This window comes from Streptomyces sp. NPDC058619 (genome assembly GCF_042717785.1).
GTDB lineage: Bacteria > Actinomycetota > Actinomycetes > Streptomycetales > Streptomycetaceae > Streptomyces.
Map to the genome: position 1 here is coordinate 1 of NZ_JBHXQN010000064.1, position 24094 is coordinate 24094.

The 24094-nt window shown below is 72.9% G+C and carries 23 protein-coding genes and 1 riboswitch; of the genes, 8 read left to right on the forward strand and 15 right to left on the reverse strand.

Going from position 1 to position 24094, the window contains the following annotated elements; all coding sequences use genetic code 11:
* Positions 1-131: 131 nt before the first annotated feature.
* The 6 genes from ACFWTC_RS33655 to ACFWTC_RS33680 all read right to left on the reverse strand — a co-directional run bounded on the left by ACFWTC_RS33655 (position 132) and on the right by ACFWTC_RS33680 (position 5534).
* A complete protein-coding gene (locus ACFWTC_RS33655; protein WP_383929430.1) occupies positions 132-1715 on the reverse strand; it encodes an ABC transporter substrate-binding protein in 1584 nt (527 codons plus the stop codon).
* 152 nt (positions 1716-1867) lie between these two features.
* Positions 1868-2629 (reverse strand): SDR family oxidoreductase, encoded by a 762-nt coding sequence (locus ACFWTC_RS33660; RefSeq protein ID WP_383929427.1) that lies wholly within the window; start codon positions 2627-2629, stop codon positions 1868-1870.
* Between the two features lie 20 nt (positions 2630-2649).
* On the reverse strand, positions 2650-3411 hold the full coding sequence (gene fabG, locus ACFWTC_RS33665; RefSeq protein ID WP_383929425.1) for a 3-oxoacyl-ACP reductase FabG: 762 nt from the start codon (positions 3409-3411) through the stop codon (positions 2650-2652).
* A gap of 273 nt (positions 3412-3684) precedes the next feature.
* Entirely contained in the window at positions 3685-4068 is a 384-nt protein-coding gene (locus ACFWTC_RS33670) for a DUF3037 domain-containing protein (RefSeq protein ID WP_384029813.1), read from the reverse strand.
* Entirely contained in the window at positions 4065-4901 is an 837-nt protein-coding gene (locus tag ACFWTC_RS33675; protein WP_383929420.1) for a HipA family kinase, read from the reverse strand. The genes ACFWTC_RS33670 and ACFWTC_RS33675 overlap by 4 nt, the downstream gene beginning before the upstream one ends.
* 18 nt (positions 4902-4919) lie before the next feature.
* Positions 4920-5534, reverse strand: a complete 615-nt coding sequence (locus ACFWTC_RS33680) for a cysteine hydrolase (protein WP_383929417.1) — start codon at positions 5532-5534, stop codon at positions 4920-4922.
* Between the two features lie 172 nt (positions 5535-5706).
* On the opposite strand from ACFWTC_RS33680, the gene ACFWTC_RS33685 reads away from it, so the two are divergent.
* Positions 5707-6132 carry a pyridoxamine 5'-phosphate oxidase family protein gene (locus ACFWTC_RS33685; RefSeq protein ID WP_383929476.1) on the forward strand — a complete coding sequence of 142 codons (426 nt, stop codon included), beginning with the start codon at positions 5707-5709 and terminating at the stop codon, positions 6130-6132.
* Positions 6133-6187: 55 nt separating this feature from the next.
* Here ACFWTC_RS33685 and ACFWTC_RS33690 read toward each other — a convergent pair whose 3' ends face one another.
* Positions 6188-7090: a LysR family transcriptional regulator gene (locus ACFWTC_RS33690; protein ID WP_383929415.1), complete on the reverse strand. Its 903-nt coding sequence runs from the start codon at positions 7088-7090 to the stop codon at positions 6188-6190.
* A 73-nt stretch (positions 7091-7163) separates the two neighbouring features.
* On the opposite strand from ACFWTC_RS33690, the gene ACFWTC_RS33695 reads away from it, so the two are divergent.
* On the forward strand, positions 7164-8144 hold the full coding sequence (locus ACFWTC_RS33695) for a DMT family transporter (protein WP_383929412.1): 981 nt from the start codon (positions 7164-7166) through the stop codon (positions 8142-8144).
* An 87-nt stretch (positions 8145-8231) separates the two neighbouring features.
* Here ACFWTC_RS33695 and ACFWTC_RS33700 read toward each other — a convergent pair whose 3' ends face one another.
* The gene (locus ACFWTC_RS33700) at positions 8232-9566 is read right to left on the reverse strand and encodes an aminotransferase class I/II-fold pyridoxal phosphate-dependent enzyme (RefSeq protein ID WP_383929409.1); all 1335 of its coding nucleotides are present in this window, start codon (positions 9564-9566) and stop codon (positions 8232-8234) included.
* Positions 9567-9603: 37 nt separating this feature from the next.
* On the opposite strand from ACFWTC_RS33700, the gene ACFWTC_RS33705 reads away from it, so the two are divergent.
* Positions 9604-10308: a pyridoxamine 5'-phosphate oxidase family protein gene (locus tag ACFWTC_RS33705; RefSeq protein ID WP_383929406.1), complete on the forward strand. Its 705-nt coding sequence runs from the start codon at positions 9604-9606 to the stop codon at positions 10306-10308.
* On the opposite strand, the gene ACFWTC_RS33710 is transcribed toward ACFWTC_RS33705, so the two are convergent.
* Positions 10290-11288, reverse strand: coding sequence for a DMT family transporter (locus ACFWTC_RS33710; protein WP_383929404.1), 999 nt, complete (start codon positions 11286-11288; stop codon positions 10290-10292). The genes ACFWTC_RS33705 and ACFWTC_RS33710 overlap by 19 nt on opposite strands.
* 164 nt (positions 11289-11452) lie before the next feature.
* Positions 11453-12409 (reverse strand): DMT family transporter, encoded by a 957-nt coding sequence (locus ACFWTC_RS33715; protein WP_383929402.1) that lies wholly within the window; start codon positions 12407-12409, stop codon positions 11453-11455.
* A 171-nt stretch (positions 12410-12580) separates the two neighbouring features.
* Between ACFWTC_RS33715 and ACFWTC_RS33720 the strand changes: the two genes are divergently transcribed.
* Positions 12581-13009 carry an SRPBCC family protein gene (locus ACFWTC_RS33720; RefSeq protein WP_383929399.1) on the forward strand — a complete coding sequence of 143 codons (429 nt, stop codon included), beginning with the start codon at positions 12581-12583 and terminating at the stop codon, positions 13007-13009.
* 112 nt (positions 13010-13121) lie between these two features.
* Here ACFWTC_RS33720 and ACFWTC_RS33725 read toward each other — a convergent pair whose 3' ends face one another.
* Entirely contained in the window at positions 13122-13529 is a 408-nt protein-coding gene (locus ACFWTC_RS33725; protein ID WP_383929473.1) for a PadR family transcriptional regulator, read from the reverse strand.
* A 421-nt stretch (positions 13530-13950) separates the two neighbouring features.
* On the opposite strand from ACFWTC_RS33725, the gene ACFWTC_RS33730 reads away from it, so the two are divergent.
* Positions 13951-14772, forward strand: coding sequence for a PhzF family phenazine biosynthesis protein (locus ACFWTC_RS33730; protein WP_383932827.1), 822 nt, complete (start codon positions 13951-13953; stop codon positions 14770-14772).
* 36 nt (positions 14773-14808) lie between these two features.
* On the opposite strand, the gene ACFWTC_RS33735 is transcribed toward ACFWTC_RS33730, so the two are convergent.
* Both ACFWTC_RS33735 and ACFWTC_RS33740 read right to left on the reverse strand, forming a co-directional pair.
* A complete protein-coding gene (locus ACFWTC_RS33735) occupies positions 14809-15624 on the reverse strand; it encodes a CPBP family intramembrane glutamic endopeptidase (protein WP_384029811.1) in 816 nt (271 codons plus the stop codon).
* An 88-nt stretch (positions 15625-15712) separates the two neighbouring features.
* Entirely contained in the window at positions 15713-17248 is a 1536-nt protein-coding gene (locus ACFWTC_RS33740; RefSeq protein ID WP_383932823.1) for a glutamate-cysteine ligase family protein, read from the reverse strand.
* A gap of 493 nt (positions 17249-17741) precedes the next feature.
* Between ACFWTC_RS33740 and ACFWTC_RS33745 the strand changes: the two genes are divergently transcribed.
* Positions 17742-18356 (forward strand): hypothetical protein, encoded by a 615-nt coding sequence (locus tag ACFWTC_RS33745; RefSeq protein ID WP_383932821.1) that lies wholly within the window; start codon positions 17742-17744, stop codon positions 18354-18356.
* A 261-nt stretch (positions 18357-18617) separates the two neighbouring features.
* Positions 18618-18824 (forward strand): DUF5999 family protein, encoded by a 207-nt coding sequence (locus tag ACFWTC_RS33750; protein WP_383932819.1) that lies wholly within the window; start codon positions 18618-18620, stop codon positions 18822-18824.
* A 72-nt stretch (positions 18825-18896) separates the two neighbouring features.
* On the opposite strand, the gene gcvP is transcribed toward ACFWTC_RS33750, so the two are convergent.
* Positions 18897-21782: an aminomethyl-transferring glycine dehydrogenase gene (gcvP, locus tag ACFWTC_RS33755; RefSeq protein ID WP_383932817.1), complete on the reverse strand. Its 2886-nt coding sequence runs from the start codon at positions 21780-21782 to the stop codon at positions 18897-18899.
* 194 nt (positions 21783-21976) lie between these two features.
* A riboswitch (glycine riboswitch) is annotated at positions 21977-22075 on the reverse strand.
* 112 nt (positions 22076-22187) lie between these two features.
* Between gcvP and ACFWTC_RS33760 the strand changes: the two genes are divergently transcribed.
* Entirely contained in the window at positions 22188-22580 is a 393-nt protein-coding gene (locus ACFWTC_RS33760) for a PRC-barrel domain-containing protein (protein ID WP_383932815.1), read from the forward strand.
* Between the two features lie 35 nt (positions 22581-22615).
* Here the strand turns inward: ACFWTC_RS33760 and ACFWTC_RS33765 are convergent, their stop codons facing one another.
* Positions 22616-24094 (reverse strand): DNA polymerase IV, encoded by a 1479-nt coding sequence (locus tag ACFWTC_RS33765; RefSeq protein WP_383932813.1) that lies wholly within the window; start codon positions 24092-24094, stop codon positions 22616-22618.

Here is a 24094-nt window from a genome sequence, read left to right on the forward strand (position 1 = left end):
GGTCCTGCTCCACCCACTCTTATAAATGTCGGCTACCGGCCCCTAACCCCCCGGCGCCCCCCCCCGCCGCCCCCCCCCCCCCCCCGGGGCGGCCCGCCCCCCCCCCCCCCCACCGCTCCCGCAACCGCCGACTACCAGCTGGTCTTGCGGTACAGCTCCCACATCTGCATGGCGGTCTGCGGGTCGAGCGCCCGCTCGGCGCCCGCGATGTCCTCGCGCGCGGCGACGTACAGCTTGCCCTGCCACAGGGGCAGGAGGCGGACGTCATCGGCGAAGATCTGCTGTGCCTGCTCGAACTCGCGGATGCCGGCCGAGCGGTCCCCCTCGCGGCGGGACTTCGGCAGCAGCTCGTTGATGATCTGCGCGGGCTCGTACGGCGTGCCGACCGCGTTCTCCTTGCCGACGAACGGCGCGATGAAGTTGTCCGGGTCCGGGAAGTCGGGGAACCAGCCACGGCCGAAGATGGGGTACTCCCCGCCCTTGTAGCCTTCCTGGAAGGTCTTCCAGGGCTGGCCCCGCAGCGTGATCCGGAAGAGGGTGCTCTCGTCGAGCTGCCGCTTGAGCTCGGTGAACTCGTCGGCCGTGGAGGCGCCGTAGCGGTCGGTGGTGTACCAGAAGGTCAGGTCCACCGGCTGGGTGATCCCCGCGTCCTTGAGGATCTTCTTCGCCTTGGCGACGTCCGCGTGGCCGTACTTGTCGAAGAACGGCGTCTTGTGGCCGACGACCCCCTTGGGAACCATCGAGTACAGCGGCTCGGCGGTGCCCTGGTAGACCTTGGACACCAGCGCGCCGCGGTCGATGACCTGGGCGATCGCCTGGCGCACGGCGAGCTTGTTGACCTGCGGGTCCTTGGGGTTGAAGACCAGGTAGCGGATCTCGGCGCCGACGTTCTCCACGACCTGGACGCCCTGCGAGTGGGTGTCGGGGGCCTGGAGCGCCCGGACCTCCGCGGCCGAGAGGCCTCGGTAGGTGGCGTCGATCTCCTTCGCCTTCAGGTCCGCGATCATCTTCGCGGAGTCCTTGAAGTAGCGGATCGTGACGGCGTCGTTGCGGCGGTTGGCGAAGCCCGCGTAGCTGGCGTTGCGGCTGAGGACCGCCTCGGCGCCGTCCTTGTACGAGTCGAGCACGTACGGGCCGGAGCCGGTGACCTTGTCGTCCTCGCGGACCTTGTCGGCCGGGTAGTCCTTCGGCGCGACGAGGGAGGCGGCCGGCGAGCCGAGCACGTACGGGAAGGTCGCGTCCGGGGTCTTCAGGTGGAAGACGACCGTCAGCGGGTCAGGGGTCTCGATCTTGTCCAGCGTGCCGAAGAGGTCCTTGGGACCCAGCTTGTGGCCGATGGTCCGGATCCGGTCGAGGGAGTGCTTGACGGCCTTGGAGTCCAGGGCCTCGCCGTTGGAGAACTTCAGACCCTTGCGCAGGGTGCACCGGTACGACTCGTTCGCCGTGTCCGTGAACTCGCAGCTCTGGGCGGCGTCCGGCTGGGGCTTGGTGGAGCCCGTCGGGAAGGCCAGCAGGGTCTGGTAGACGTTCCGGTACAGCTCCCAGGAGCCGTCCCATGCGGCCGCCGGATCGAGGGTGCTCGGGGCGCTGGTCGTGCCGACGACGATTCTTTTCTGGTCGCCACCGCTGTCGTCCGAGAGCAGGCCGCATCCGGCGAGCAGGGATATGGACGCAAGGGCCGCAGTGATCTGCAGGCATCTGGTCCGGTTGAACACGTGCACGCTCCTCGATCAGCCAGGGGTGCGGCAGACCCTACCGCAGTGCCCCACGAATCCAATGGATAGGTTTCGTGGGGCACTTGACCGGTTCCGTGCATATTCGGTATGCATTTGACTCTCTCCAGGAGGTCAATGCGTCCGATTATCGGTCAGTGCACTCCGGCATTGAGGAACATTCCTCCGTCAACGACGAGAGTTTGCCCAGTGATCCATTCCGCTTGTGCAGATGTCAGGAACGCCGCGGCCCCTCCGATGTCCTCCGGGACCCCGAGCCGGCCGAGCGGATAGGCCGCCGCCGCCTCCTGCTCGCGCCCCTCGTAGAGCGCCTGGGCGAACTTCGTCTTGACCACCGCGGGGGCGATCGCGTTCACCCGGACACCGGGTGCCATCTCGTGCGCGAGCTGGAGGGTCAGGTTGATCATGGCGGCCTTGCTCATCCCGTACGCCCCGATGAAGGGCGAGGCCGAGACGCCGGCGATCGAGGCGATGTTCACGATCGCCCCGCCGTGGCCCTTCTGCCAGGCGTGCCAGGTCCGCTGCGCGAAGCCGAGCGCGGAGATCACGTTGGTCTCGAAGACCTTGCGCGCGACCCCCAGGTCGAGGTCCGCGATCGGACCGAAGACCGGGTTCGTGCCGGCGTTGTTCACCAGGAAGTCGACCCGGCCGAAGGCCTCCATGGTCCGCTCCACGGCGACGGCCTGGTGGGCCTCGTCGTGCGCCTTCCCGGCGACACCGATCACCCGGTCCGCGCCGAGCCGCTCCACGGCCTCCTTGAGGGCCTCCTCGTTGCGCCCGGTGATGCAGAGCCGGTCGCCGCGGGCGACCAGCGCCTCGGCGATGCCGAGGCCGATGCCGCGGCTCGCGCCGGTGATCAGCGCGACCCTGCCGCTGTCGATGCCGTCGTACGTCATGACGTGCGCCCTGCCTCTCGTCAGTTGAGCGGGCCGCCGGCCACGTACATGACCTGGCCGGAGACGAAGCCGGCGGCCTCGCCCGTGAAGAACGCGATGGCGTTGGCGATGTCGTCCGGACGGCCGACGCGCTGGACGGGGATCTGGGTGGCGGCGGCCGCCTGGAAGTCCTCGAAGCCCATGCCCACGCGGGCGGCCGTCTGGGCGGTCATCTCGGTGACGATGAAGCCGGGGGCGACGGCGTTGGCGGTGACGCCGAACTTGCCGAGTTCGATGGCCAGGGTCTTGGTGAAGCCCTGCAGACCGGCCTTGGCGGCGGCGTAGTTGGCCTGGCCGCGGTTGCCGAGCGCCGAGCTGCTGGAGAGGTTCACGATGCGGCCGAACTTGGCCTCGACCATGTACTTCTGACAGGCCTTCGACATCAGGAACGCGCCGCGCAGGTGCACGTTCATGACCGTGTCCCAGTCCGTCTCGGTCATCTTGAAGAGGAGGTTGTCGCGCAGCACGCCCGCGTTGTTGACGAGGACGGTCGGGGCGCCGAGCGTGCTCGCGACGCGCTCGACGGCCGCCTCCACCTGTGCGGCGTCGGAGACGTCGCAGCCGACCGCCAGGGCCGTGCCGCCGGCCGCCGTGATCGCCTCCACGGTGTCCTTGCAGGCCGCCTCGTCAAGGTCGAGTACGGCGACCGCCCGGCCTTCGGCGGCCAGGCGTACGGCGGTGGCCGCGCCGATGCCCCGGGCCGCCCCGGTCACGATCGCGACGCGCTGCTCGGTGGTGGACATGCTGGATCTCCTCGCCCTTGAGAGGCGGCCGCCCAAAGGTGAGCAACCGCTTAGTAGCTTCAGCTGAGGAGACGCTAGGAGCCCTGGCACCCGGTGTCAACGGGGGTCCGCCCCGCCCGGGCCGGCGGAGGCGCCACGGGCGGGGCGAAGACCCCCGGACGGAGGCGCGGGGACCCGCGCCGGGACGGCGGGAGGGCCGGCCCGGCGGACCGATCCGGCGCACCGGCGGACGGCGGACGGGCGGACCGGCGCACCGCGCGCCGGTGCACCCGCCTAGAGGACCAGCACGCCCAGGAGTCGCTCCACCTCCGCGGCGGGGTCGGCCGTCAGGCCGGTGTGCACCGGGCCCGGCTGGACCACGGTGCTCCGCGGGGCGATCAGCCAGCGGAACCGGCGGCCCGCGTCGTCGCCGGCCGCCTGCCCGGCGCCCTCCCCGCCGCCGCACACGTCCTCGACCCCGCGCAGGGCGGCCCGCACCCCGGCCACGTCGGCCTCCGGGTCCAGGGCGAGGAGCTTGGCCTCGTCGAGGTGGGTGCGGGCGGCCACGTACGCGTGGGCCCGGCTGTAGACGATCACGCCGGCGTTGAAGCACTCGCCCCGTTCCATCCGGGGCACCACCCGCACCAGCGCGTACTCGAACACGTCCCGCTTGATCACTCGCTGTCGCTCTTCTTCCGGTGGGGCTGGGGGGCAAGGCGCTCGGCGAGCCATCCGGGCGGTCCGGACCGCGGCCTCGCCTCGGCCTCCATCGTGATCCTCTCGTGGATGGTGGCCGCGCGCGGCAGCAGCACCTCCACGTAGGCGCGGCGCAGCGCGTCGGTGGAGTCGAAGCCGGGCTCGTCGACCAGCCACTCGTCGGGGACGTCGGCCGCGACCTCGGTGAGCAGTTCCTCGGTGACGAGCGGCGCGAGGGCGGCGGCCGCCGCCGCGACGTCCGGCCCGACGGGGGCCAGGACGTGGTCGGAGGCGTTGTAGGGCTTGGCGGCGGCCCCGGCCGTGGGCCAGTTGTGGTGCCAGATCATGGTGGCGCCGTGGTCGATGAGCCAGAGGTCGCCGTGCCAGACCAGCATGTTGGGGTTGCGCCAGGACCGGTCGACGTTGTTGATCAGGGCGTCGAACCAGACCACGCGCCCGGCTTCGACCGGGTCCACCTGGTACGCGAGCGGATCGAAGCCGATCGACCCGGGCAGGTAGTCCATGCCGAGGTTGAGCCCGCCGCTGGCCTTCAGCAGCTCCTGGACCTCCTGGTCGGGCTCGCCGAGCCCGATCACGGGGTCGAGCTGCATCTGCACCAGCCGCGGGACCCGCAGGCCCAGCCGCTGGGCGAGGCGCCCGCAGATGACTTCGGCGACCAGGGTCTTGCGGCCCTGGCCGGCTCCGGTGAATTTCATGACGTAGGTACCGAGGTCGTCGGCCTCGACGATCCCCGGGAGCGAGCCGCCCTCACGCAGGGGCGTGACGTAGCGGGTCGCGATCACTTCGGACAGCATCCGCCCAGGTTACGGGGGTCAGGCGGGGCGGGACCACTGCCCGAGGAGTTCCTCGGCCGTGGTGATGGTCGCGACCAGCCCGAGCGAGTTGCGGATCACCTCGGCGGTGACGGAGGCGGGCACCCCGGCGATGGCGTCGGCCGGGACCACGACCCGGTAGCCGAGGTTGACGGCGTCGAAGACGGTGTTCGGGATCGCGATGTTGGACGAGACCCCGGTGACGACGAGCGTACGGACGCCCAGGTTGCGCAGCAGCGCGTCCAGGTCGGTGCCGGCCATCGGGGACAGCCCGTGCAGCCGCCTCACCACCAGGTCCTGTTCGGCCACCACGATCGGGGCCGCGACCTCCACCGCCCGGCTGCCGGTCAGCTGGCGGACGGGCAGCTTCCCCGCGGCCCGGAAGAGCCGCGCGTTGGTGTTGGCCCCCAGCCCGTCCGGCCGCCGCTCGGCGACCGCGTGCAGCACCTGTACGCCGGCCCCGCGCGCGGCGTCGGCCAGCGCGGCCACCCGTCCCAGCACCCCCGAGTCCCGGGCCTCATTGGCGAGCTCGGGCAGCGCGCTCTCCTCGCCGACGACGCCGTTCTGGCACTCGACGGTGAGCAGTGCGGTGGTGGCGGGATCGAGATCCGGCATGGCTCCCCCTGGCGTGGCGACGGAAGAGCCCGCATGATTCCTGACACACAGTCAGATGTGAAGGGGCTCGGGCCGGATGGACGACGACGCACGCTTGAACGGCACACCCACGGACGGGGCACTGACGGACGGAGCGCACGCGGACGGAGCGCAGCGGCGGGGCCGCCGCATCATGATGACCGGGGAGGAGGTGGACGCCTTCCTGCGCGAACAGCGCACCTGCCGGGTGGCAACGGTCTCCCCGGACGGGCGCCCGCACGTGGGCGCCCTGTGGTTCGCCTGGGACGGCCGCTCGCTGTGGCTGTACTCGATCACCCGCAGCCGGCGCTGGGCCGACCTGCGCAAGGACCCCCGGATCTCGGTGGTCGTGGACTCCGGGGAATCGTACGACGAGCTGCGCGGCGTGGAGCTGTCGGGCAGCGCCGTCTTCGTGGGCGAGGCCCCGCGCACGGGTGAGCCGTGCCCGGAACTGGCGGAGGCCGAGCGGATCTTCCCGGTCAAGAACTTCGGCATCGAGGAGATGCCGCACGACGGCCGGCACGCCTGGATCCGCCTCACTCCCGAGTCGGTCGTCTCCTGGGACTTCCGCAAGATCTAGCGATGCGCCGGGCGCGGAAGCGGCGCAGGCGCAGGGGCAGAGCCGCGCGGGCGGCCTACACCCGGCCGGCCGCCGCCCGCCGCAGCGCGTCGGCCGCGGCCCGGATGGAGGGGCGCCGGTCGGCGTCCGCGCGCCAGACGGCGTAGACATGGCGGCGGACGCTGTCGCTGACGGGCAGCAGCCGGACCCCCTCCGGCACCGGGCCGCGGCCCAGCCGGGGCGCCACGCACACCCCGAGCCCGGCTTCCACGAAGGCCAGCTGGGTGTGGTGCTCCTCGGCGATGTGCGCGATGCGCGGTTCGGTGCCCGTGCCGCGCAGGGTGAAGACCAGCCACTCGTGGCAGAACTGGCCCTCGTTCCAGGAGATCCAGTCGTCGTCGGCGAAGTCCGCCAGCGAGATCTCGGTCCGCCCGGCCAGCCGGTGGCCGGCCGGTACGGCGATGTCCACGGAGTCGTCGAGCAGGTGGGTCCGGGTGAGCTCCGCGGGCACCGGCATCCGCTTGTTGTACCAGTCGATGGCCAGCGCCATGTCGAGGTCCCCGCGGACCACCGCGGCCATGCTCTCCTCCGGCTCCCGCTCGCGCGCCAGGGCGCGGAGCTCGGGGTGGTCCGCGCGCAGGACGGACAGGGCCCGGGGCAGCAGGCCGCGCATGGCGGTCGGGAAGGCGCCGATCCGCAGCTCACCGACCGCGCATCCGCGCTGGGCCTCGACGTCGGCCTGGGCGAGCTCGACCTGGGAGATGATCCGGGCCGCGTGGTCGGCGAGGAGCCGCCCGGCATCCGTGAGCCGGATGCCGCGCCCGTTCCTGGCCACCAGCGGCTGACCGACCTCGCGCTCCAGTTTGGCCATCTGCTGCGAAACGGCCGAGGTGGTGACGTGCAGGCCGTCCGCCGCTCCGCCGACCGAGCCGTGGCGGGCGAGGGCGTCGAGGGTGCGCAGGCGCTCCAGGTTCAACATGTAAGCAATGCTACGACGTTACCCCGACGAACTCTCGCTTGTCCTACGAAGTTGATGCACGCACAGTAAGGCCATGAGCGCACCCGCGGCACCCCGCCCCACCCCCACGGCACCCTCCCCCGACCCGGCCGCCGCCACGGCCGGTCTGCCGTCCGGCCGCCGGGCCGGGCTCCTCGACTGGCGCGTGCGCTTCACGGTCCTCTCGGTGGTCTGGGGTTTCAGCTTCCTCCTGATCAAGGTCGGCACCGAGGCGTACGCCCCGTTCCACGTGGCCCTGGGCCGGGTGCTGTTCGGCGCGCTCGCGCTGCTCGCCGTCCTGCTGGTGCGCCGGGAGCCGCTCCCCCGGGGGCTGCGCACGTGGGGCCACCTGACGGTGGCGGCGCTGCTGCTCAACACCCTGCCGTTCTCGCTCTTCGCGTTCGCGGAGCTGAGCATCCCCTCCAGCCTGGCCGGCATCTGCAACGCGACCTCCCCGCTGTGGGGCATGGCGCTCTCGCTGGTGGCGCTGTCCGAGGACCGTCCCACCCGGCGCCGCTTCGCCGGCCTGGGCCTGGGCTTCCTCGGCGTCCTCACCGTCCTCGGCGCCTGGCAGGGCTTCTCGGGGGTCGACGGCAAGGGCACCGCGCTCGCCCTGCTGGCCTCGCTCTGCTACCCCATCGGCTGGATCTACGTCCGCCGCACGCTGGCCGGCACCCCGGGCTCCCCGGTGGCCATGACGGGAGCCCAGCTCATGGTCTCCACGCTCCAGCTGACCCTGGCCAGCGCCGTGTTCACCTCGGCCCCCGCCTCGTTCCCGCTGTGGCCGACCGTCGCGGTGATCGCGCTGGGCGCCCTGGGCACCGGACTGGCCCTCCAGATGCAGTACGGGCTGGTGACGGAGGTCGGCCCGACGACCGCCCAGATGGTCACCTACTTCATCCCGGTGATCGCCACGGCGGCGGGCGTCCTGGTCCTCGGCGAACAACTGCACTGGAACACCCCGGTCGGCGCCCTCGTCGTCCTGGCCGGCGCCGCCCTCACCCAGACCCGCCCCGCCGCCCGCAAGCCGGCCTGACCCGCCCCGCCGCCCGGGGGGATGCCCGCGCCGGGCGGTACGGATCCACCGGCGCGGGTCCGGCCGCACCGGCTCCGCGCCGCGCGGTCAGGCGTAGCGGACCCCCGCCGCCCCCGGGCGGACCGCCGCCGCCACCGCGTCGGCCAGCTCCGGGACCTCCGAGAGCCGCAGCTGCGACACCGTCAGCCGCACCCCCGGTCCGGACTCGACGCGGAACCGGGCCCCCGCGGCCACCGCCCAGCCCGCGGCGAGCAGCCGGGTCACGGCGCCCGTCTCGTCGGCGACCGGCACCCACACGTTCATGCCGCTCCGCCCGTGGGCCGCCACCCCCCGCTCCCGCAACGCGGCGACCAGCGCGTTCCGCCGCTCCCCGTACGAGCGGGCCACCGCCTCCCGGTCCACCGCGCCGGAGGACCACAGCTCGACGACCGCGTACTGGAGCAGCCGGCTCACCCACCCGGGGCCCAGCCGCTGCCGCCCGCGCACCCGGTCCAGCGTCACCGCGTCGCCCGTGAGCACCGCGAGCCGCAGGTCGGGCCCGTACGCCTTGGCCGTGGAGCGGACCAGCGCCCAGTGCCGGGTCACCCCGCCCAGCGGGTGCAGCGGCAGGTCGACGAAGCCGTGCCCGTGGTCGTCGTCGATCACCAGTACCTCGGGGTGGCCCGCCAGGAGTCCCCGCAGCGCCGCCGCCCGCTCCGCGCTCACCGCGGCCCCGGTCGGGTTCTGCGCCCGCGAGGTCACCACCAGCGCCCTGGCCCCGGCCGCCAGGGCCCGCGCCAGCGCGTCCGTACGGGGACCCTCGTCGTCCACCGCCACCGGCAGCACGCGCAGTCCGAGCGCCGGGGCCAGGTCCAGCACGCTCCCCCAGCCAGGGTCCTCGACGGCCACGGCGTCACCCGGCCTCAGGTGGGCGGCCAGCACCCGCTCGATGGCGTCAAGGGCGCCCGAGGTGAGCGCTACCGGCCCGTCCGGCACGCCGTCCGCGTCGAGGCCGGCCCGGGCCAGGCGGGCCAGTTCCGGGGCGACCGGGTCCTGGCCGTAGAGGGCCGGCCGGCGCGCGTACGCCCGGGCGGCCGCGGCCAGCGCTCCGTCCAGCGGGGGCAGCAGCGCCACGTCCGGGTTGCCGTCGGTGAGGTCCCGTACGCCCTCGGGCACCTCCGTCCGCAGCGCGTCCCGCGGCGCGCTCGACGGCCGGGACCGCACCCGGCTGCCGCGCCGCCCGTCGGTCTCGATGACCCCGCGCTCGCGCAGCGTCCGGTAGGCGGCGGCCACGGTGTTCGGGTTGACCCCGAGCCGGGCGGCCAGCTCCCGCATCGGCGGCAGCAGCGTTCCGGGCGCGAGCGCGCCCGCGCCCACGCCCGCTTCGACGCTGGCCGCGATATCCGATGCGCCGCGTCCTGTGATTCGATACTCTCCTAGCACAAAGCATATTATGCACTAATGCAATGGAGATCGCACGGTGACCACCACATCGACCACGGAAACGACGGAGACGACCGGGTCCGCGCCCGCGGGGGCCTACGAACCCACCGACCGCACGGTCCCCACCCGGTCCCGCGAACGCGCGCACTACGACCGCGAGACGGTCCACTCGATCCTCGACCAGGCCTACGTCTGCCACCTCGGGTTCGTCCGCGACGGCGCGCCCGTAGTGCTGCCCACGCTCTTCGCCCGCGTCGGCGAGTCCCTGTACGTCCACGGCTCGACCGGCTCACGCCCGCTGCTCGCCGCCGGCCGCAGCGACCCCGGCCTGCCCGTCTGCGTCACCGTGACCCACCTCGACGGCCTGGTGCTGGCCCGGTCGGCGTTCCACCACTCGCTCAACTACCGCTCGGTGCTGGTCCACGGCACCGCCCACCAGGTCACGGACGAGGCGGAGTGCCGGCTGGCACTGGACGCCCTCGTCGACCACGTCGTACCGGGCCGCTCCGCCGACTCCCGGCCCGCGAACGCCAGGGAGCTCGCGGCCACCGCCGTGATCCGCCTGGATCTGACCGAGGTGTCCGCGAAGATCCGCACCGGCGGCCCGAACGACGACGCCGAGGACCTCGCCCTCCCGTACTGGGCGGGCGTGGTCCCCGTCGCTCCGGCGTACGGGACGCCGGAGCCCGCCGCGGACCTGGCCCCCGGCACCGCCCTGCCGGGTTACCTCGCCGCGCGCTGAGGACCGCGCCGCGGCGCGGCGGGCCGGCCTTCCGGATCCTCACCCGGACCGCCGGCCGGCCCGCCCGCCGGCCGGCGGGACTCCGCCCCGATCAGTGCCCCGACGGCCGTCAGCAGCAGTACGGTTCCCAGCACCACGGCGCCGGTCAGCCGCTCCCCGAGCACCAGGACGGCGATCAGCGCCGCGCTGACCGGCTCGATCAGCATGATCACGGAAACGGTCGCCGCCCGCACGGCGGCCGCCCCGGTGAAGTAGAGCGCGTACGCCAGCGCCGTCGGGACGACGGCCACGTACACCAGCAGCCACAGCACGCGCCCGAGTTCGGCGGTGTGCGGCAGGAGCCCCTCCAGCGCGGCGAGCGGCAGCAGGCACACCGTGCCCACCCCGACCGACCAGGCGGTGGTGACCAGCGGGTCGCCGCCCGCCCCGCGCTGCCCGAGCCACCGGGCCCGCAGGGTCATGGCCGCGTACCCGGCGGCGGACAGCAGCGCCCAGCCGACGCCGAGCGGCCGCACCTCGCCGCCCCCGCTGCCCAGGACCAGTACGGCCAGCCCGGCCAGCGCCCCGACCACGGCGGCGCTCCCGCCACGGCCGAGCCGCTCGGCCATCCAGTACCGGGCGCCGAGCGCGATGAGCACCGGCCCGGCCCCGAGGGTGACCACGGTCCCGACGGCGAGACCGGTCTCGCGGACGGCGGCGAAGTAGGCGGCCTGGAAGAGCGTGAACAGCAGCCCGGTCGAGATCAGCGAAGGCACCGAGGGCCGCGGCCGCCCGGCGCCGGAGCGCGGCCGGCGCCGTACGGCGAGGACGGCCAGCAGCACGGCGAGCCCGCCCGCGCACCGCCAGAAGGACAGCGAGAGCGGGCCGAGGTCGCTGGCCAGGAAGAGGAGCGAGGCGGCCGCTCCGGCGGTGCCCCAGGCGGCTCCGGCGAGAACGAGGTACAGCAGACTGCGCCCGGCGGCGGGCGAATGGTTCGACACGTGTGGTCTCCGCGCGTGCGTGAAGGATGAAGGGGAAGGGCCATCGCTTCGCGGGCAGCGCGCACCCGCCCGGGAACACCCGGGCCGGGGCTGTCGTACGTGGAGGTGCCGCCCGCGCCTAGGCGGCGGGAGGCGGAAGCACGGTCGTCGGCATGGTCCGCACCCTATGCCGTGGTCGTCTCGCGGTCCAGCACGGCCGGGTCGACCGCCGCGGGCGGGGTGGGCCGGGAGGACTGCGCGATGAAGGCGCCCCCGAGCACCAGCGCCCCGCCGGCGATCTGCCAGGTCGAGAGGTACTCGCCGAGCAGGATCCAGGCCAGCACGGTCGCGATCACCGCCTCCAGGCAGGCCACGACGCCCGCGACCTGCGGGGAGAGCCGGCGCACCGACACCACGCCGGTCAGGTAGGCCAGTACGGTCGCGATGAGCACCACCCAGCCCAGCAGGAGCCCCGCCGGAAGCATGGTCCCGTTCAGGGAGGCGTCCGCGGCCAGCACCCCCCAGTCCATCTCCCAGGGCCGGGAGATGACCGTCATCACCAGGGTGCCGATGAGCATCCCGTACGCGATCACGCCCAGCGGGTCGGGGACGTCGTCCCCGTCGGTGCCCTGGTCGGCGAAGACGAAGTAGAAGGCCTGGCAGCAGGCCGCGGCGAGGCCGAGCAGCACCCCGAGCGGGTCCAGGCTCAGCCCGGCCCAGATCTCGACGACGCAGGCGAGGCCCACGACGGCCACGGCGGCGCCGACGGCGGCCGCCCGCGTGACGGGCTTGCGCTGTACGAAGCGGATCCAGCCGAGCAGCAGCGCCGGGCCCAGGTACTCCAGCAGCAGGGCCACGCCCACCGGGATGCGCGACAGGGAGGCGAAGTAGAAGGCCTGTACGCCCGCGACGCCGATCAGCCCGAAGCCCGCGAGCAGCGCGGGCCTGCGGCGCAGCAGATCGCGGTGGCGCCAGGCGAGCGGCGACAGCACGAGCGCTGCCCCGGCCACCCTGAGCCAGACCGTGTGGAGGGGGTCCAGACCCGCCTCGATCAGCGGCTTCGCCGCCACTCCGGAACCACCGAACGCGAACGCCGAGACGAGGGCGAGGCCCAGTCCGGCGTGTCTCCCTGACGCTTGCATCGGGCCATCATGGCAGGGCCCGTCAGTACCGTCACGGACGTGACGCCTGTTGAGACGCGACCGGCGGCCCGACGGCCCGGGACCCGGCATATCTGACAGGTCGTCAGTATTGAATGTTCCACCCACCGGGGCTACCTTCCGCCGCACGTACCCGACGAGAGGGGTGGCCGCATGGCCGAAGTCACCGCGGAATCACGCATCGAGGCGCCCGCCGCGAAGCTCTGGTCCCAGCTGACGGACTGGGACGCGTACGGCAGGTGGAGCACGACCCACACCAATTTCCCGAAGGGCGGCCCGGAGACCCTCGCGCTCGGCTCCACCTTCGCCGAGAACATGAAGATGATGGGGTTCCCGGCCGAGGTCGTCTGGACCGTCTCGGAACTGGAGGACGAGCGCCTGTTCGCGATCACCGGCAAGGGGCCGATGGGCGTGGCCGTCCTGACCCGCTACACCCTGGTCCCGGACGGCGGGGCCACCACGGTCCGCATCGACGGCGAGTTCACGGGGGCCGCCGTCTCCCTGATGGCCGGCAAGCTCAAGGACTCGGCCACCGCCGCGCTGAACGAATCGCTGCGCAGACTCGCCGGCCTGGTCGCCTGACCCCCCGCCGGACCCGTCCGCAGGTACGACGGAGCGCCCCGCGAAAGGACTCGCGGGGTGCTCCGCTGCACGTACGGCGTCTGCGGCGCGGGCTCCGTGCGGAGCCGGCCCGTCAGTGCTCGTCGGCCAGGATCAGGTAGAGCTTCTTGCGGGCGTCGTTGATGACCGCGACGGCCTTCTCGCGCTGCTCGGGCGAGCCGGTCTTGAAGACCTGCCCGAAGGCCTCCATCAGGCCGACACCGGCCGTCCGGACCTCCTGCATCGCCTCGAAGTCGAAGCCGCGCCCGGCGTCCGCCCACGGGACGTCCGGCCCCGACTCGGCCTCGGTGGGGCCCGCGTCGGTGAGCGTGAACAGCTTCTTGCCGCCCTCGCTCTGCGCCGTGATGAGCCCCTCGTCCTCCAGCAGCTGCAGGGTCGGGTGAACCGACCCCGGGCTGGCCTTCCAGGCCCCGCCACTGCGCTCGCCGATCTCCTGTCGGGCTGAGCTGGGGCGGCCCGGCGCGATGCACCCGGCGACCACGGACTCCCTCCGGGCCGCACTGTTCACCCCGGGCGCGTACGAGCTCACCCCCTCGGACGCCTACGGGGACGTCAACACCCCGTGGGGGGACGACCCGCACGCCCTCACGTCCGAACCGGTCATGGAACCCTCCGACGGCTGGTCCTGGCACAACGCCGACCGGGTCGTCGAGGGGAACGGCTGGGGCGGAAACCTGGAGGTCCTCTCCTGGCCGCTGATGGCCGACCGTCTGATCCGGCCGGCCGACACCTACGCCGGCGACGTGCTCTCCCCCTCCGGGGACGCGGGCGAGGCGGCGGCGACCCGTGCAGGACGACGCCCGTCGAAGCAGCGAATCGGTACCGAATCCACCGGTACCGGACAGCCGGTCGTCCCGGATTGGCCTTTGTCCGGCGCAGCGCAAGGGCCCTACCGTCGGAGCATGCGCATCCGAATCGTCGACGCCTTCACCGACCGCCCCTTCCACGGGAACCCCGCGGCCGTCCTGCTCCTCGACGCGGGATTCCCTCCGGACACCTGGCTCCAGCAGGTCGCCTCCGAGATGAACCTCTCCGAGACCGCCTTCGCCCACCCCCTGCCGCCCGGCGGGGACGCCGACTGGGCGCTGCGCTGGTTCACCCCCGCGGCCGAGGTCGACATGTGCGGCCACGCCACCCTCGCCACCGCCCACGTCCTCGCGTCGAGCGGCCTGGCCACCGGGCTGATCCGGTTCGCCGCCCGCTGCGGCGTCCTCACGGCCGAGACCGCCGGGGACGGCGCGATCACGTTGGACTTCCCGACGTCCTCCCTGACCCCCGTCGCGGCGCCGGCCTCCGTGGACCTCGCGCTCGGCGGGGCCCCGATCCTCTCCGTCCACGACACCGCCGCCCACATCGGCGACCTCCTCGTCGAACTCGCCGACGAGAAGACCGTCCGCGAGCTGCAACCGGACCACGCCGCCCTGCGCGCCTTCGCCAGGCGCGGGGTGATCGTCACCGCAGCGGCCGAGGACCCCTCCCTCGGGTACGACTTCGTCTCCCGCGGCTTCTTCCCCGCGTTCGGGATCGACGAGGACCCCGTCACCGGCAGCGCGCACACCGCGCTCGCCCCGTTCTGGGCGCAGCGCCTGGGCCGAACCGAGCTGACCGGCCTCCAGGGCGGGGCCCGCCAGGGGCTCGTACGGGTCACCCTGGCGGGCGAGCGCACCCTGCTGGGCGGTCACGCGGTGACCGTCCTCGACGGGGAACTCCTCACCGCGCCCTGAACCGACCGCCGCGCACGCCGTGCCGGGTCCGCCCGGTCACGGCGTCGGCAGCCAGTCCACCTTGCCCGCGAGCAGCGCGTACCCGCCGAAGGCCACGATGTCGAGCAGCGCGTGCGCGACGACCAGCGGCCCCACCCGGCCCCAGCGGCGGTAGGCAAGCACGAAGACGGCTCCCATCACCATGTTGCCGATGAACCCGCCGATGCCCTGGTAGAGGTGGTAGGAGCCGCGCAGTACCGAGCCGGCCACCAGCGCGCCCGTCGGCGACCAGCCCAGCTGGTCCAGCCGGCGCAGCAGGTAGGCCAGCACGATGACCTCCTCCACCACGGAGTTCTGCACCGCGGAGAGGATCAGGACGGGGAACTTCCACCACACGTCGGGCAGCGCCTCCGGCACCACCGTGAGGTTGAAGCCGGCCGCCCGCGCCCCCAGGTAGAACGCCAGCCCGGCGCTGCCGATCCCGGCCGCGACGAGGGCGCCCCGGCCGAGGTCCCACCAGGGCCGGGTGAGGTCGAAGCCGAGGACGCGCAGCCCCGGCGCGCCCTCGCGGGTCAGCAGGTGCGCCACCAGCAGCACGGGTACGAGCGCGCTCGCGATCCCGAACAGCTGCCAGGCCAGGTCCAGCCAGGGCCGCCCGGGGGCGTACGAGCCGTTGAGGGTGGCGGCCTGGTCCTTCAGTCCGCCGGGCTTGGTGAGCGAGCCGATGAAGCTGATCAGCGCGGACACCCCGCTCGCGCCCAGCGACAGCGCCAGGACGAGCAGCGTCTCGGTGCGCAGCACGCCCCGCCGCCCGTCCTCGCGCAGCTCCACGACCACCGGCTCCGCCCGCACGCCCGACTCCCGTCCCGCCATCCCGTTCCGACCACCCCATACTGCCTCCTCGGGGGGCCGGGCGGATCATCGTGACCGGAACACCGGACACCGCCCGGACGGGCGGGCCTCACCGCCCGACGGGAAGCGGGGCGCTCACCTCCTCCTCGGCGAGCCCCACGGGCCAGGTGTGCACGGGTTCGCCCCGGTGCATCAGCTCGCTGTAGCGGCGGGTCGTCGCGGCGAGCGCCTCGTCCCGCTCCAGGCCGGCGGCGAGCGCCCGGTGGTAGGTGTCCACCTGCCAGGTCGCCCCGTTGACCCGGCGCCGGCAGCGTTCCTCGATGATGCCGAGGTAGTGGTCCCGGTCGGCGGGCTCGATCCCCCAGGCGTCCAGCCCGGCCGCCGCCATGGGCAGCAGCTCGTCCAGGACCAGCCGTACGGCCGGAACGCTAGCCAGGCCCCCGCCCCGGCCCCGGCGCGGCCAGCGCAGCCGCGCGTCGATCCCGTACCGGCAGGCCGCGTCGAAGTTGGCCTCCGCCTCGGCGAACGGCAGCCGGCTCCACACCGGGCGCTGCTCGTCGGCGAGGGTGCGGACGAGCCCGTAGTAGAACGCGGCGTTCGCGACGACGTCGGCGACGGTGGGCCCGGCCGGCAGGACCCGGTTCTCCACCCGCAGGTGCGGCACGCCGTCGGCGACCCCGTACACGGGCCGGTTCCAGCGGTAGACGGTCCCGTTGTGCAGGACCAGCTCCTGGAGCCGCGGCACCCCGCCGTCGGCGAGCACCCGCAGCGGCTCCTCCTCGTCGCAGATCGGCAGCAGGGCGGGGAAGTATCGGACGTTCTCGGCGAAGAGCTCGTACGCGGAGTCCACCCACCGCTCCCCGAACCAGGTCCGCGGCCGCACGCCCTGCGCCTGGAGCTCCGGCGGCCGGGTGTCGGTCGCCTGCTGGAAGAGCGGCGGCCGCGATTCGCGCCACAGCTCCCGCCCGAACAGGAACGGGGAGTTCGCGCCGACGGCTATCTGTACGGCGGCCACCGCCTGGGCGGCGTTCCACACGTCCGCGAACCGGCCCGGGGTCACCTGGAGGTGCAACTGCACCGACGTACAGGCGGCTTCCGCCACGATCGACCCGGACCGCCAGGTCAGCCGCTCGACGCCGTCGATGTCGAGCGCGAAGTCCTCGCCGCGCATCATCAGGATCTGCTCGTTCAGGAGTGAGTAGCGGTCCACAGCCGACAGGTTGGCGGTGACCAGGTCGGCCCGCGTGATCGTCGGCAGGATCCCGATCATCACGACGCCCGCGTCGATCTCGGCCGCCTGCCGGTGGGCATAGCCCAGCCCCGCACTGAGTTCCTCCGCGAGCTGGTCGAATACCCGGCCTCCGAGACGGTGGGGAAGGACGTTCACCTCCAGGTTGAACATTCCGAGTTCCGTCTGGAAATCCGGACTGGCAATCCGCTCCAGGACCTGGGCATTCACCATTCTCGGCAACCCGTCGGCACCCGCGAGATTCAGTTCGATCTCCAGCCCCATCATGTTCTTCGGGCGATCGAACCTCTTCTCCGCCAGAAGCCGCTCCAGCCCCTCCAGGCACTCGTGAAGCTTCCTTCGATACCGCTGCCGATCGGACAGGTCGAATCCGCCTGCCACGACCTTCTCCCCCATCGAAGCGTCCCTCCTCGAGTGGGCCTGGCCCGGCACACCCGGCCCGCGTTACGGTCGATGATGCCCCGGCAGCGTGATCCATAACGCGGAGGGGGCGCGAGTGGCGAGGAGCGCGCGCCGGTTTGGCCGACAGGCGCTTCGGCACATTCGCCTGGCAAGTCGTCGTATGCACATTCCGCATTGACTTTGCCGGTTCCGGATTACCGGCGCTTTTCAGCCGAGCCCTCTTCCGGTAACCTCCGAGGTCAGGGCGACTTGTTCGCGCGCACCCGGCATGAATGCCTTGCCAGCGGGACCGGTAAGCGACTTGCCTGCAATAGCCGGGACAGCTAGCTGAAACACTGCGTGAACACATGTCGTATAAACTCCGCAAACGAGGCAGAGAGTTGGCGCGCGGCCATTGCCCCTCAGCCCCCCTCTGGCCCCAGAATGCGACAGCGCCGTCCGCACCTGCCCCCGTTCCACCGGTCTCCCAAGTGAGAGGCGACCCACCATGCCGCTGCATGTCCCTCCGGCTCCCGCGCCCGCCCTGCGCAGCGTCCTCGCGGCACTCGGTTCCCCCACCGCCGCCCACGAGGCACACACTCCGGCCCTGCGCGCGGTCCAGGGACCGATGACCGCCGAACTCCCGCTCCCGCTCCACGTCATGGACCGGCTGCACACGTCCAACCTGGCGGCCGGGGGCAGGCCGCCCCGCACCCGGCTCACCGGCTGGCGGTTCCTGATCCGCAGCGGCGACCGCCACGTCGCGGCGGCCGACACCCGGCTGACCCCGGACGGCTGGGTCTTCTCCCACTTCTTCGAGGGTCCGTACGTCGCCGCCACCGAACGCGCCCTGCGCCAGGCGGAGTCGCTGCCCACGAACTACCAGCCGCGGCTGCTGTCCGTACCGGAGCTGTACATGCTGACCCTGTGGCTGCACGGCGCGGTCGGCGCCGACGCCTCCGCGGGCCTGCCCGCCGGCGAGGACCTGCTCGTCCCGCTGGCGCCCGCCCCGCCCGGCATCGCGGCGTTCCGTCCGCACCCGGTGTCCGAGCTGCTGCCGGCGCTCACCCGCCGGCTGACCCCGGCACCGGTCCCGCCCACTCTGGCCGCGCCGGCCGCCTGACCCGAGTGGCCCATTCGGCCTAGCCCGCTCGGGCCACTCCCGAACCACCCGAAATGACAGGGGAGTTGGACTGAACCGCCCGCACGGGTGATGCGTCATCATTCTGTGAGGACAGCTGCCGGGAAATACCTGCGAAGCGGCTGTCGTGGGGGAAGACTGATGACAAGCTCTCCGCGGGTGCGGGGATGACCCAGGGGGACGGCCATGAACCACGCATCGAGCCGTAGCACGCAGACCACACCGCAGCGAAAGAACGCATCCATGTGCCAGCACCAGCCAGCCTGCCCGTCAGCCGACTCCGCCGACCGGGAGGCCGCGCACCCCGTGGCGAACCACCCGGAACAGGGCTGGAGCCTGCTGTGCAACGGGGTCCTGCTCTTCGAGGACACCGGGGAGCTGCTGCCCGACGGCAGGATCATCGCTCCGCACCGCCCGCTGGCGGCCGCCCAGGTGGTGAAGGCGGCCTGACCCGCCGCGGCAACGACGAAGGGGCCGGCCCGGGAGGAGATCCCGGACCGGCCCCTTGTCGGCGCCCGGTCGTCAGTTGTCGTACTCGTCCAGCGGCGGGCAGGAGCAGACCAGGTTCCGGTCGCCGAACGCACCGTCGATGCGGCGGACCGGCGGCCAGTACTTCTCCGCGGCCGTGACCCCGGCCGGGAAGACCGCCTCGTCACGGGTGTACGGGTGGTTCCACTCGCCGCCCAGCGCCGCCGCCGTGTGCGGGGAGTTGGCCAGCGGGTTGTCCTCCAGGGGCCACTCGCCGCCCGCGACCCGCTCGATCTCGGCGCGGATGGCGATCATCGCGTCGCAGAAGCGGTCGATCTCGGCGAGGTCCTCGGACTCCGTCGGCTCGATCATCAGCGTCCCCGCGACCGGGAACGACATGGTCGGCGCGTGGAAGCCGTAGTCGATCAGGCGCTTGGCGATGTCGTCCACACTGACGCCGGTGGCCTTCGTCAGCGGGCGCAGGTCGATGATGCACTCGTGCGCGACCAGGTTGCCGGGGCCGGTGTACAGCACCGGGTAGTGCGGCTCCAGTCGCTTGGCGATGTAGTTGGCACCGAGCACCGCCACCTGGGTGGCGCGCTTGAGGCCCTCGCCGCCCATCAGACGCACGTACGACCACGAGATCGGCAGGATGCCCGCGGAGCCCCACGGCGCGGCGGAGATGGGACCGACGCCCGTCTCGGGGCCGGCGGTCGGCTGCAGCGGGTGGTTCGGCAGGTACGGGGCCAGGTGCGCCCGGACACCGACCGGGCCGACGCCCGGGCCGCCGCCGCCGTGCGGGATGCAGAAGGTCTTGTGCAGGTTCAGGTGCGAGACGTCGCCGCCGAAGTGACCCGGCTTGGCCAGGCCCACCAGGGCGTTGAGGTTGGCGCCGTCCACGTAGACCTGGCCGCCGGCGTCGTGCACCTGGGCGCAGATGTCGGCGACGTGCTCCTCGAACACACCGTGCGTGGAGGGGTAGGTGATCATCAGCACGGCGAGCTCGTCGCGGTACTGCTCGATCTTCGCCCGCAGGTCCGCCGCGTCCACCTCGCCGTCGTCGGCCGTCTTGACGACGACGACCTTCATGCCGGCCATCACGGCGCTGGCGGCGTTCGTGCCGTGCGCGGAGGACGGGATGAGGCAGATGGTGCGCTGCTCGTCGCCGTTGGCGCGGTGGTAGGCGCGCACAGCCAGCAGACCGGCCAGCTCACCCTGCGAGCCGGCGTTGGGCTGAATGGAGACCTTGTCGTAGCCGGTGACCTCGCAGAGACGTTCCTCCAGCTCGGTGATGAGCGTGAGGTACCCCTCGGCCTGCTCCACCGGGGCGAACGGGTGCACCTGGCCGAACTCGGGCCAGGTGACGGCCTCCATCTCGGTGGTGGCGTTGAGCTTCATGGTGCAGGAGCCCAGCGGGATCATGCCGCGGTCCAGCGCGTAGTCCTTGTCCGAGAGCTTGCGCAGGTAGCGCAGCATCGCGGTCTCGGAGCGGTGCTGGTGGAAGACCGGGTGCGTGAGGACCTCGTCCGAGCGCAGCAGGGCCTCGGGCAGCGTGTCGGCCGTGGCCGCGTCGAGCGCCTCGATGTCGGCGCTGACGCCGAAGGCGGCCCAGACGGCCTCGATGTCCGCGCGCAGGGTGGTCTCGTCGCAGGAGACGGAGACGAGGTCGGCGTCGACCCGGTACAGGTTGACCCCGCCCTCACGGGCGGCGGCGACGACCTCGTCGGCCCGGCCGGGAACCCGGGCGGTGACGGTGTCGAAGTACGAGCCGTGGACGATCTCGACCCCGCCGGCCCGCAGGCCCGCGGCGAGGAGGGCGGCGTAGCGGTGCGTCCGGCGGGCGATCGTCCGCAGGCCGTCCGGGCCGTGGTAGACGGCGTACATGGCGGCCATGACGGCGAGCAGCACCTGCGCGGTACAGATGTTGCTGGTGGCCTTCTCGCGGCGGATGTGCTGCTCGCGGGTCTGCAGGGCCAGGCGGTACGCCTTGTTGCCGTCCGCGTCCACGGAGACGCCGACGAGGCGGCCCGGGAGCGAGCGGGCGTGCTTGGCCTGGACGGCCATGTAGCCGGCGTGCGGTCCGCCGAAGCCCATCGGGACGCCGAAGCGCTGGGTGGTGCCGACCGCGATGTCCGCGCCGAGCTCGCCCGGCGAGGTCAGCAGGGTCAGGGCCAGCAGGTCGGCCGAGACGGTGACGACGGCACCGAGCCCGTGCGCCTGGTCGATGACCGGCTTGATGTCGCGCACGGCGCCGGAGGCACCCGGGTACTGGAGCAGCACGCCGAAGACGCCGCGCTCGGCGATCTCGGCCGGGATGCCGTCGGAGAGGTCCGCGACGACGATCTCCACGCCCGTGGGCTCGGCACGGGTCTCGATCACGGCGATGGTCTGCGGCAGCGCGTCGGCGTCGATCAGGAATACACCGCCCTTGACCTTGCCCACGCGGCGGGCCAGGGACATGGCTTCGGCGGCCGCCGTGCCCTCGTCGAGCAGCGAGGCGCCCGAGGTCGGCAGCCCGGTCAGGTCGGCGACGACGGTCTGGAAGTTCAGCAGCGCCTCCAGGCGGCCCTGCGAGATCTCCGGCTGGTACGGGGTGTAGGCCGTGTACCAGGCCGGGTTCTCCATGACGTTGCGCAGGATCACCGGCGGCGTGAAGGTCCCGTAGTAGCCGAGACCGATCATGGAGGAGAGGACCTGGTTGCGGTCGGCGAGCGACCGCAGCTCGGCCAGCACCTCGGCCTCGGTCAGCGCCTCGGGCAGGTTCAGCGCCTCGGTGGTCTTGATCACATCCGGTACCGCGGCGGCGGTCAGTTCGTCCAGGGAGCCGTAGCCCACCTGGGCGAGCATCTTCGCCTGCGCCCCGGCATCCGGGCCGATGTGGCGCTGCTCGAAGGGGATGCCTCGCTCAAGCTGGGAGAGCGGAATGCGGTTGGCGGTCATGTACGGAGGCCTCCTGGTCGTATGACCTGCGAGGGGCACCACGGCGCGGGCACCCGGACGGCCTCCCCCTCTGTCATCTCAACCTGAGAGTTTCACCGGAGTCGCGGGGATCGCCCTCGAGCTCCGGCTTTCACCGTCGGTGAGGAGAGGCACCGGCACTGGGCCCGGTACCCGCTCCTGCTTTCCAGAGTGGCCTCGTCCGTGCGGTACGTATGCCTGAGAGATTCCGGGGAGGATTTGCTCCTTCGGCGCCTCCGTCGAGCTCATTCGGAGGACTCTCCCGCACAGGGTCGACAGCCGCCACCCAGCCTACCAGCGCCCTTTCGGAGCCTCCCCGAGTGGCCTCGACTCCCAATATGCACTTCTGTAGTCATTACGGAGGAGTTGCGACCAGATGGAGGGACCGTGCAGACCGACATCGATCCGCGCAGCCTGATCGGCCGCAAGGCGTTCGACCGCAACGGCAGCAAGATCGGCACCATCGACGAGGTCTACCTCGACGACGCCACCGGCGTCCCGGAATGGGCCGCCGTGCGGACGGGCCTGTTCAGCCGGGACGCCTTCGTCCCGCTGGAGCCGAGCGAGCTGGTCGGGGACGCGCTGCGCGTCCCGTTCGACCGCTCCCTGATCAAGGACGCCCCCGACTTCGGCGTCGGCCGCCACCTCTCCCCCGAGCAGGAGCTGCAGCTCTACCACCACTACGGCCTGGACGTGACCCTGCCGTCCGACTTCCACCAGACGCCCCCGCCCCCCGAGCAGCCGCGCGACTTCGGCCGGCTGGCGGGCGACGACGGCTGACCGGCCGCCCCTCCTCCGCCGGCCCGGGCGCCCCGTCAGGCCGTGCCCGGCTCCTCCTCCCCCACCGGCTCCCCCACGAGCGGCAGCGGATCGGCCGCCTCCAGCTCGGGATCGTCCACCCGGAAGGTGCGCACCCGGCCGGGGGCCGACCCGGGCCGCTCGAACCGTACGGTCACCCGCCCGACCCCGCTGCCCTGCACCCACCCCGGCCCGTGGACGGCGTGCCGTACGTCGTTTCCGGGCGCCCAGCGCCGCTCGGCGGTGGCCTCCGCCTCCCCCGGCGGCCCGTGCTCGACGGGCGGCCCCGGACTCCCGGCGGCCACCGCCTCCTGCGCGCCGGCGCCTGCCTCCGACGGCCCCGGCACCCCCGTCACTCCAACGGCCCCCTCCGCCACGTCGGGCACGTCCCCGGCCCGCCCGTCCCCCTCGGCGGCGAGCATCGCGGCGGCCTGGGCGAACAGGTCCTCCTGCGTGTAGTCCGCCAACCCCGTGACCCCCACCCCGAGCAGCCGCACCCCGCCCGTGGTGTCCACGCCCTCCAGCAGCCGCGCCGCGGCCTCCCGCACCACCCCGGGGTCGTCGGTGGGCCCGCGCAGCGTCTCCGAGCGCGTGAGCGTCGAGAAGTCGAACCGGCGCACCTTCAGCACGATCGTGCGACCCGAGTGCCCGGACTCCCGGAGCCTGCGCACGCACCGGTCCGCGAGCCGCTGCACCTCGTTGCGGATGCGGACCCGGTCGTGCAGGTCCACGTCGAAGGTGTCCTCGACCGACACCGACTTCGCGTCCCGCTCGGCGACCACCGGCCGGTCGTCCAGCCCCAGGGCCATCCGGTGGAGGCCGACGCCGTGCGCGCGCCCGACCATCCGGACCAGCTCGTCCTCCCCGGCCTCCGCCAGCTCCCCCACGGTGGTGATACCGGCCCGGCGCAGGTGTTCCCCGGTGGCCGGCCCCACCCCGGGCAGGGTCCGTACGGACATCGGCGCGAGCAGCTCCCGCTCGGTCCCCGGCTCGATCAGCAGCAGCCCAGCCGGCTTGGCCTCCTCGGACGCCACCTTCGCCAGCATCTTCGACCCCGCCAGTCCCACCGACCCGCTGAGGCTCGTGGCCGCCCTGATGTCCGCGCGCAGCCGCTCGCCCGTCGCCCGGGCACTGCGCGAGTCGAAGGCGACGCCGCCCGCCTCCAGGTCCACGAACGCCTCGTCCAGGCTGAGCGGCTCCACCAGCGGCGACAGCTCCCTCAGCATGGCCATGACCACTTCGCTGACCTCGCGGTAGAGGCTGAAGCGCGGCACCAGGCAGGCGCCGTTGGGGCAGAGCCGCCGGGCCTGCGCCATCGGCATGGCCGAGTGCACCCCGAAGCGCCGCGCCTCGTACGAGGCCGTGGCGACGACCCCGCGCGGACCGAGCCCTCCGACGATCACGGCCTTGCCCCGCAGGCTCGGCTTCGACGCCTGCTCCACGGAGGCGTAGAAGGCGTCCATGTCCAGGTGCAGGATGGTCGGCGCGGCTCTCAC

Excerpts from the sequence above, each read along its gene's own strand:
- ACFWTC_RS33720 (WP_383929399.1), top strand. The coding sequence starts at position 12,581 with ATGGCCGAAGTCACCGCGGAATCACGCATCGAGGCGCCCGCCGCGAAG.
- gcvP (WP_383932817.1), bottom strand. The coding sequence starts at position 21,782 with ATGACCGCCAACCGCATTCCGCTCTCCCAGCTTGAGCGAGGCATCCCC.
- ACFWTC_RS33745 (WP_383932821.1), top strand. The coding sequence starts at position 17,742 with ATGCCGCTGCATGTCCCTCCGGCTCCCGCGCCCGCCCTGCGCAGCGTC.
- ACFWTC_RS33690 (WP_383929415.1), bottom strand. The coding sequence starts at position 7,090 with ATGTTGAACCTGGAGCGCCTGCGCACCCTCGACGCCCTCGCCCGCCAC.
- ACFWTC_RS33735 (WP_384029811.1), bottom strand. The coding sequence starts at position 15,624 with ATGGCGGGACGGGAGTCGGGCGTGCGGGCGGAGCCGGTGGTCGTGGAG.
- ACFWTC_RS33730 (WP_383932827.1), top strand. The coding sequence starts at position 13,951 with ATGCGCATCCGAATCGTCGACGCCTTCACCGACCGCCCCTTCCACGGG.
- ACFWTC_RS33675 (WP_383929420.1), bottom strand. The coding sequence starts at position 4,901 with ATGCTGTCCGAAGTGATCGCGACCCGCTACGTCACGCCCCTGCGTGAG.
- ACFWTC_RS33750 (WP_383932819.1), top strand. The coding sequence starts at position 18,618 with ATGTGCCAGCACCAGCCAGCCTGCCCGTCAGCCGACTCCGCCGACCGG.
- ACFWTC_RS33680 (WP_383929417.1), bottom strand. The coding sequence starts at position 5,534 with ATGCCGGATCTCGATCCCGCCACCACCGCACTGCTCACCGTCGAGTGC.
- ACFWTC_RS33715 (WP_383929402.1), bottom strand. The coding sequence starts at position 12,409 with ATGCAAGCGTCAGGGAGACACGCCGGACTGGGCCTCGCCCTCGTCTCG.
- ACFWTC_RS33740 (WP_383932823.1), bottom strand. The coding sequence starts at position 17,248 with ATGGGGGAGAAGGTCGTGGCAGGCGGATTCGACCTGTCCGATCGGCAG.
- ACFWTC_RS33660 (WP_383929427.1), bottom strand. The coding sequence starts at position 2,629 with ATGACGTACGACGGCATCGACAGCGGCAGGGTCGCGCTGATCACCGGC.
- ACFWTC_RS33695 (WP_383929412.1), top strand. The coding sequence starts at position 7,164 with ATGAGCGCACCCGCGGCACCCCGCCCCACCCCCACGGCACCCTCCCCC.
- fabG (WP_383929425.1), bottom strand. The coding sequence starts at position 3,411 with ATGTCCACCACCGAGCAGCGCGTCGCGATCGTGACCGGGGCGGCCCGG.
- ACFWTC_RS33685 (WP_383929476.1), top strand. The coding sequence starts at position 5,707 with ATGATGACCGGGGAGGAGGTGGACGCCTTCCTGCGCGAACAGCGCACC.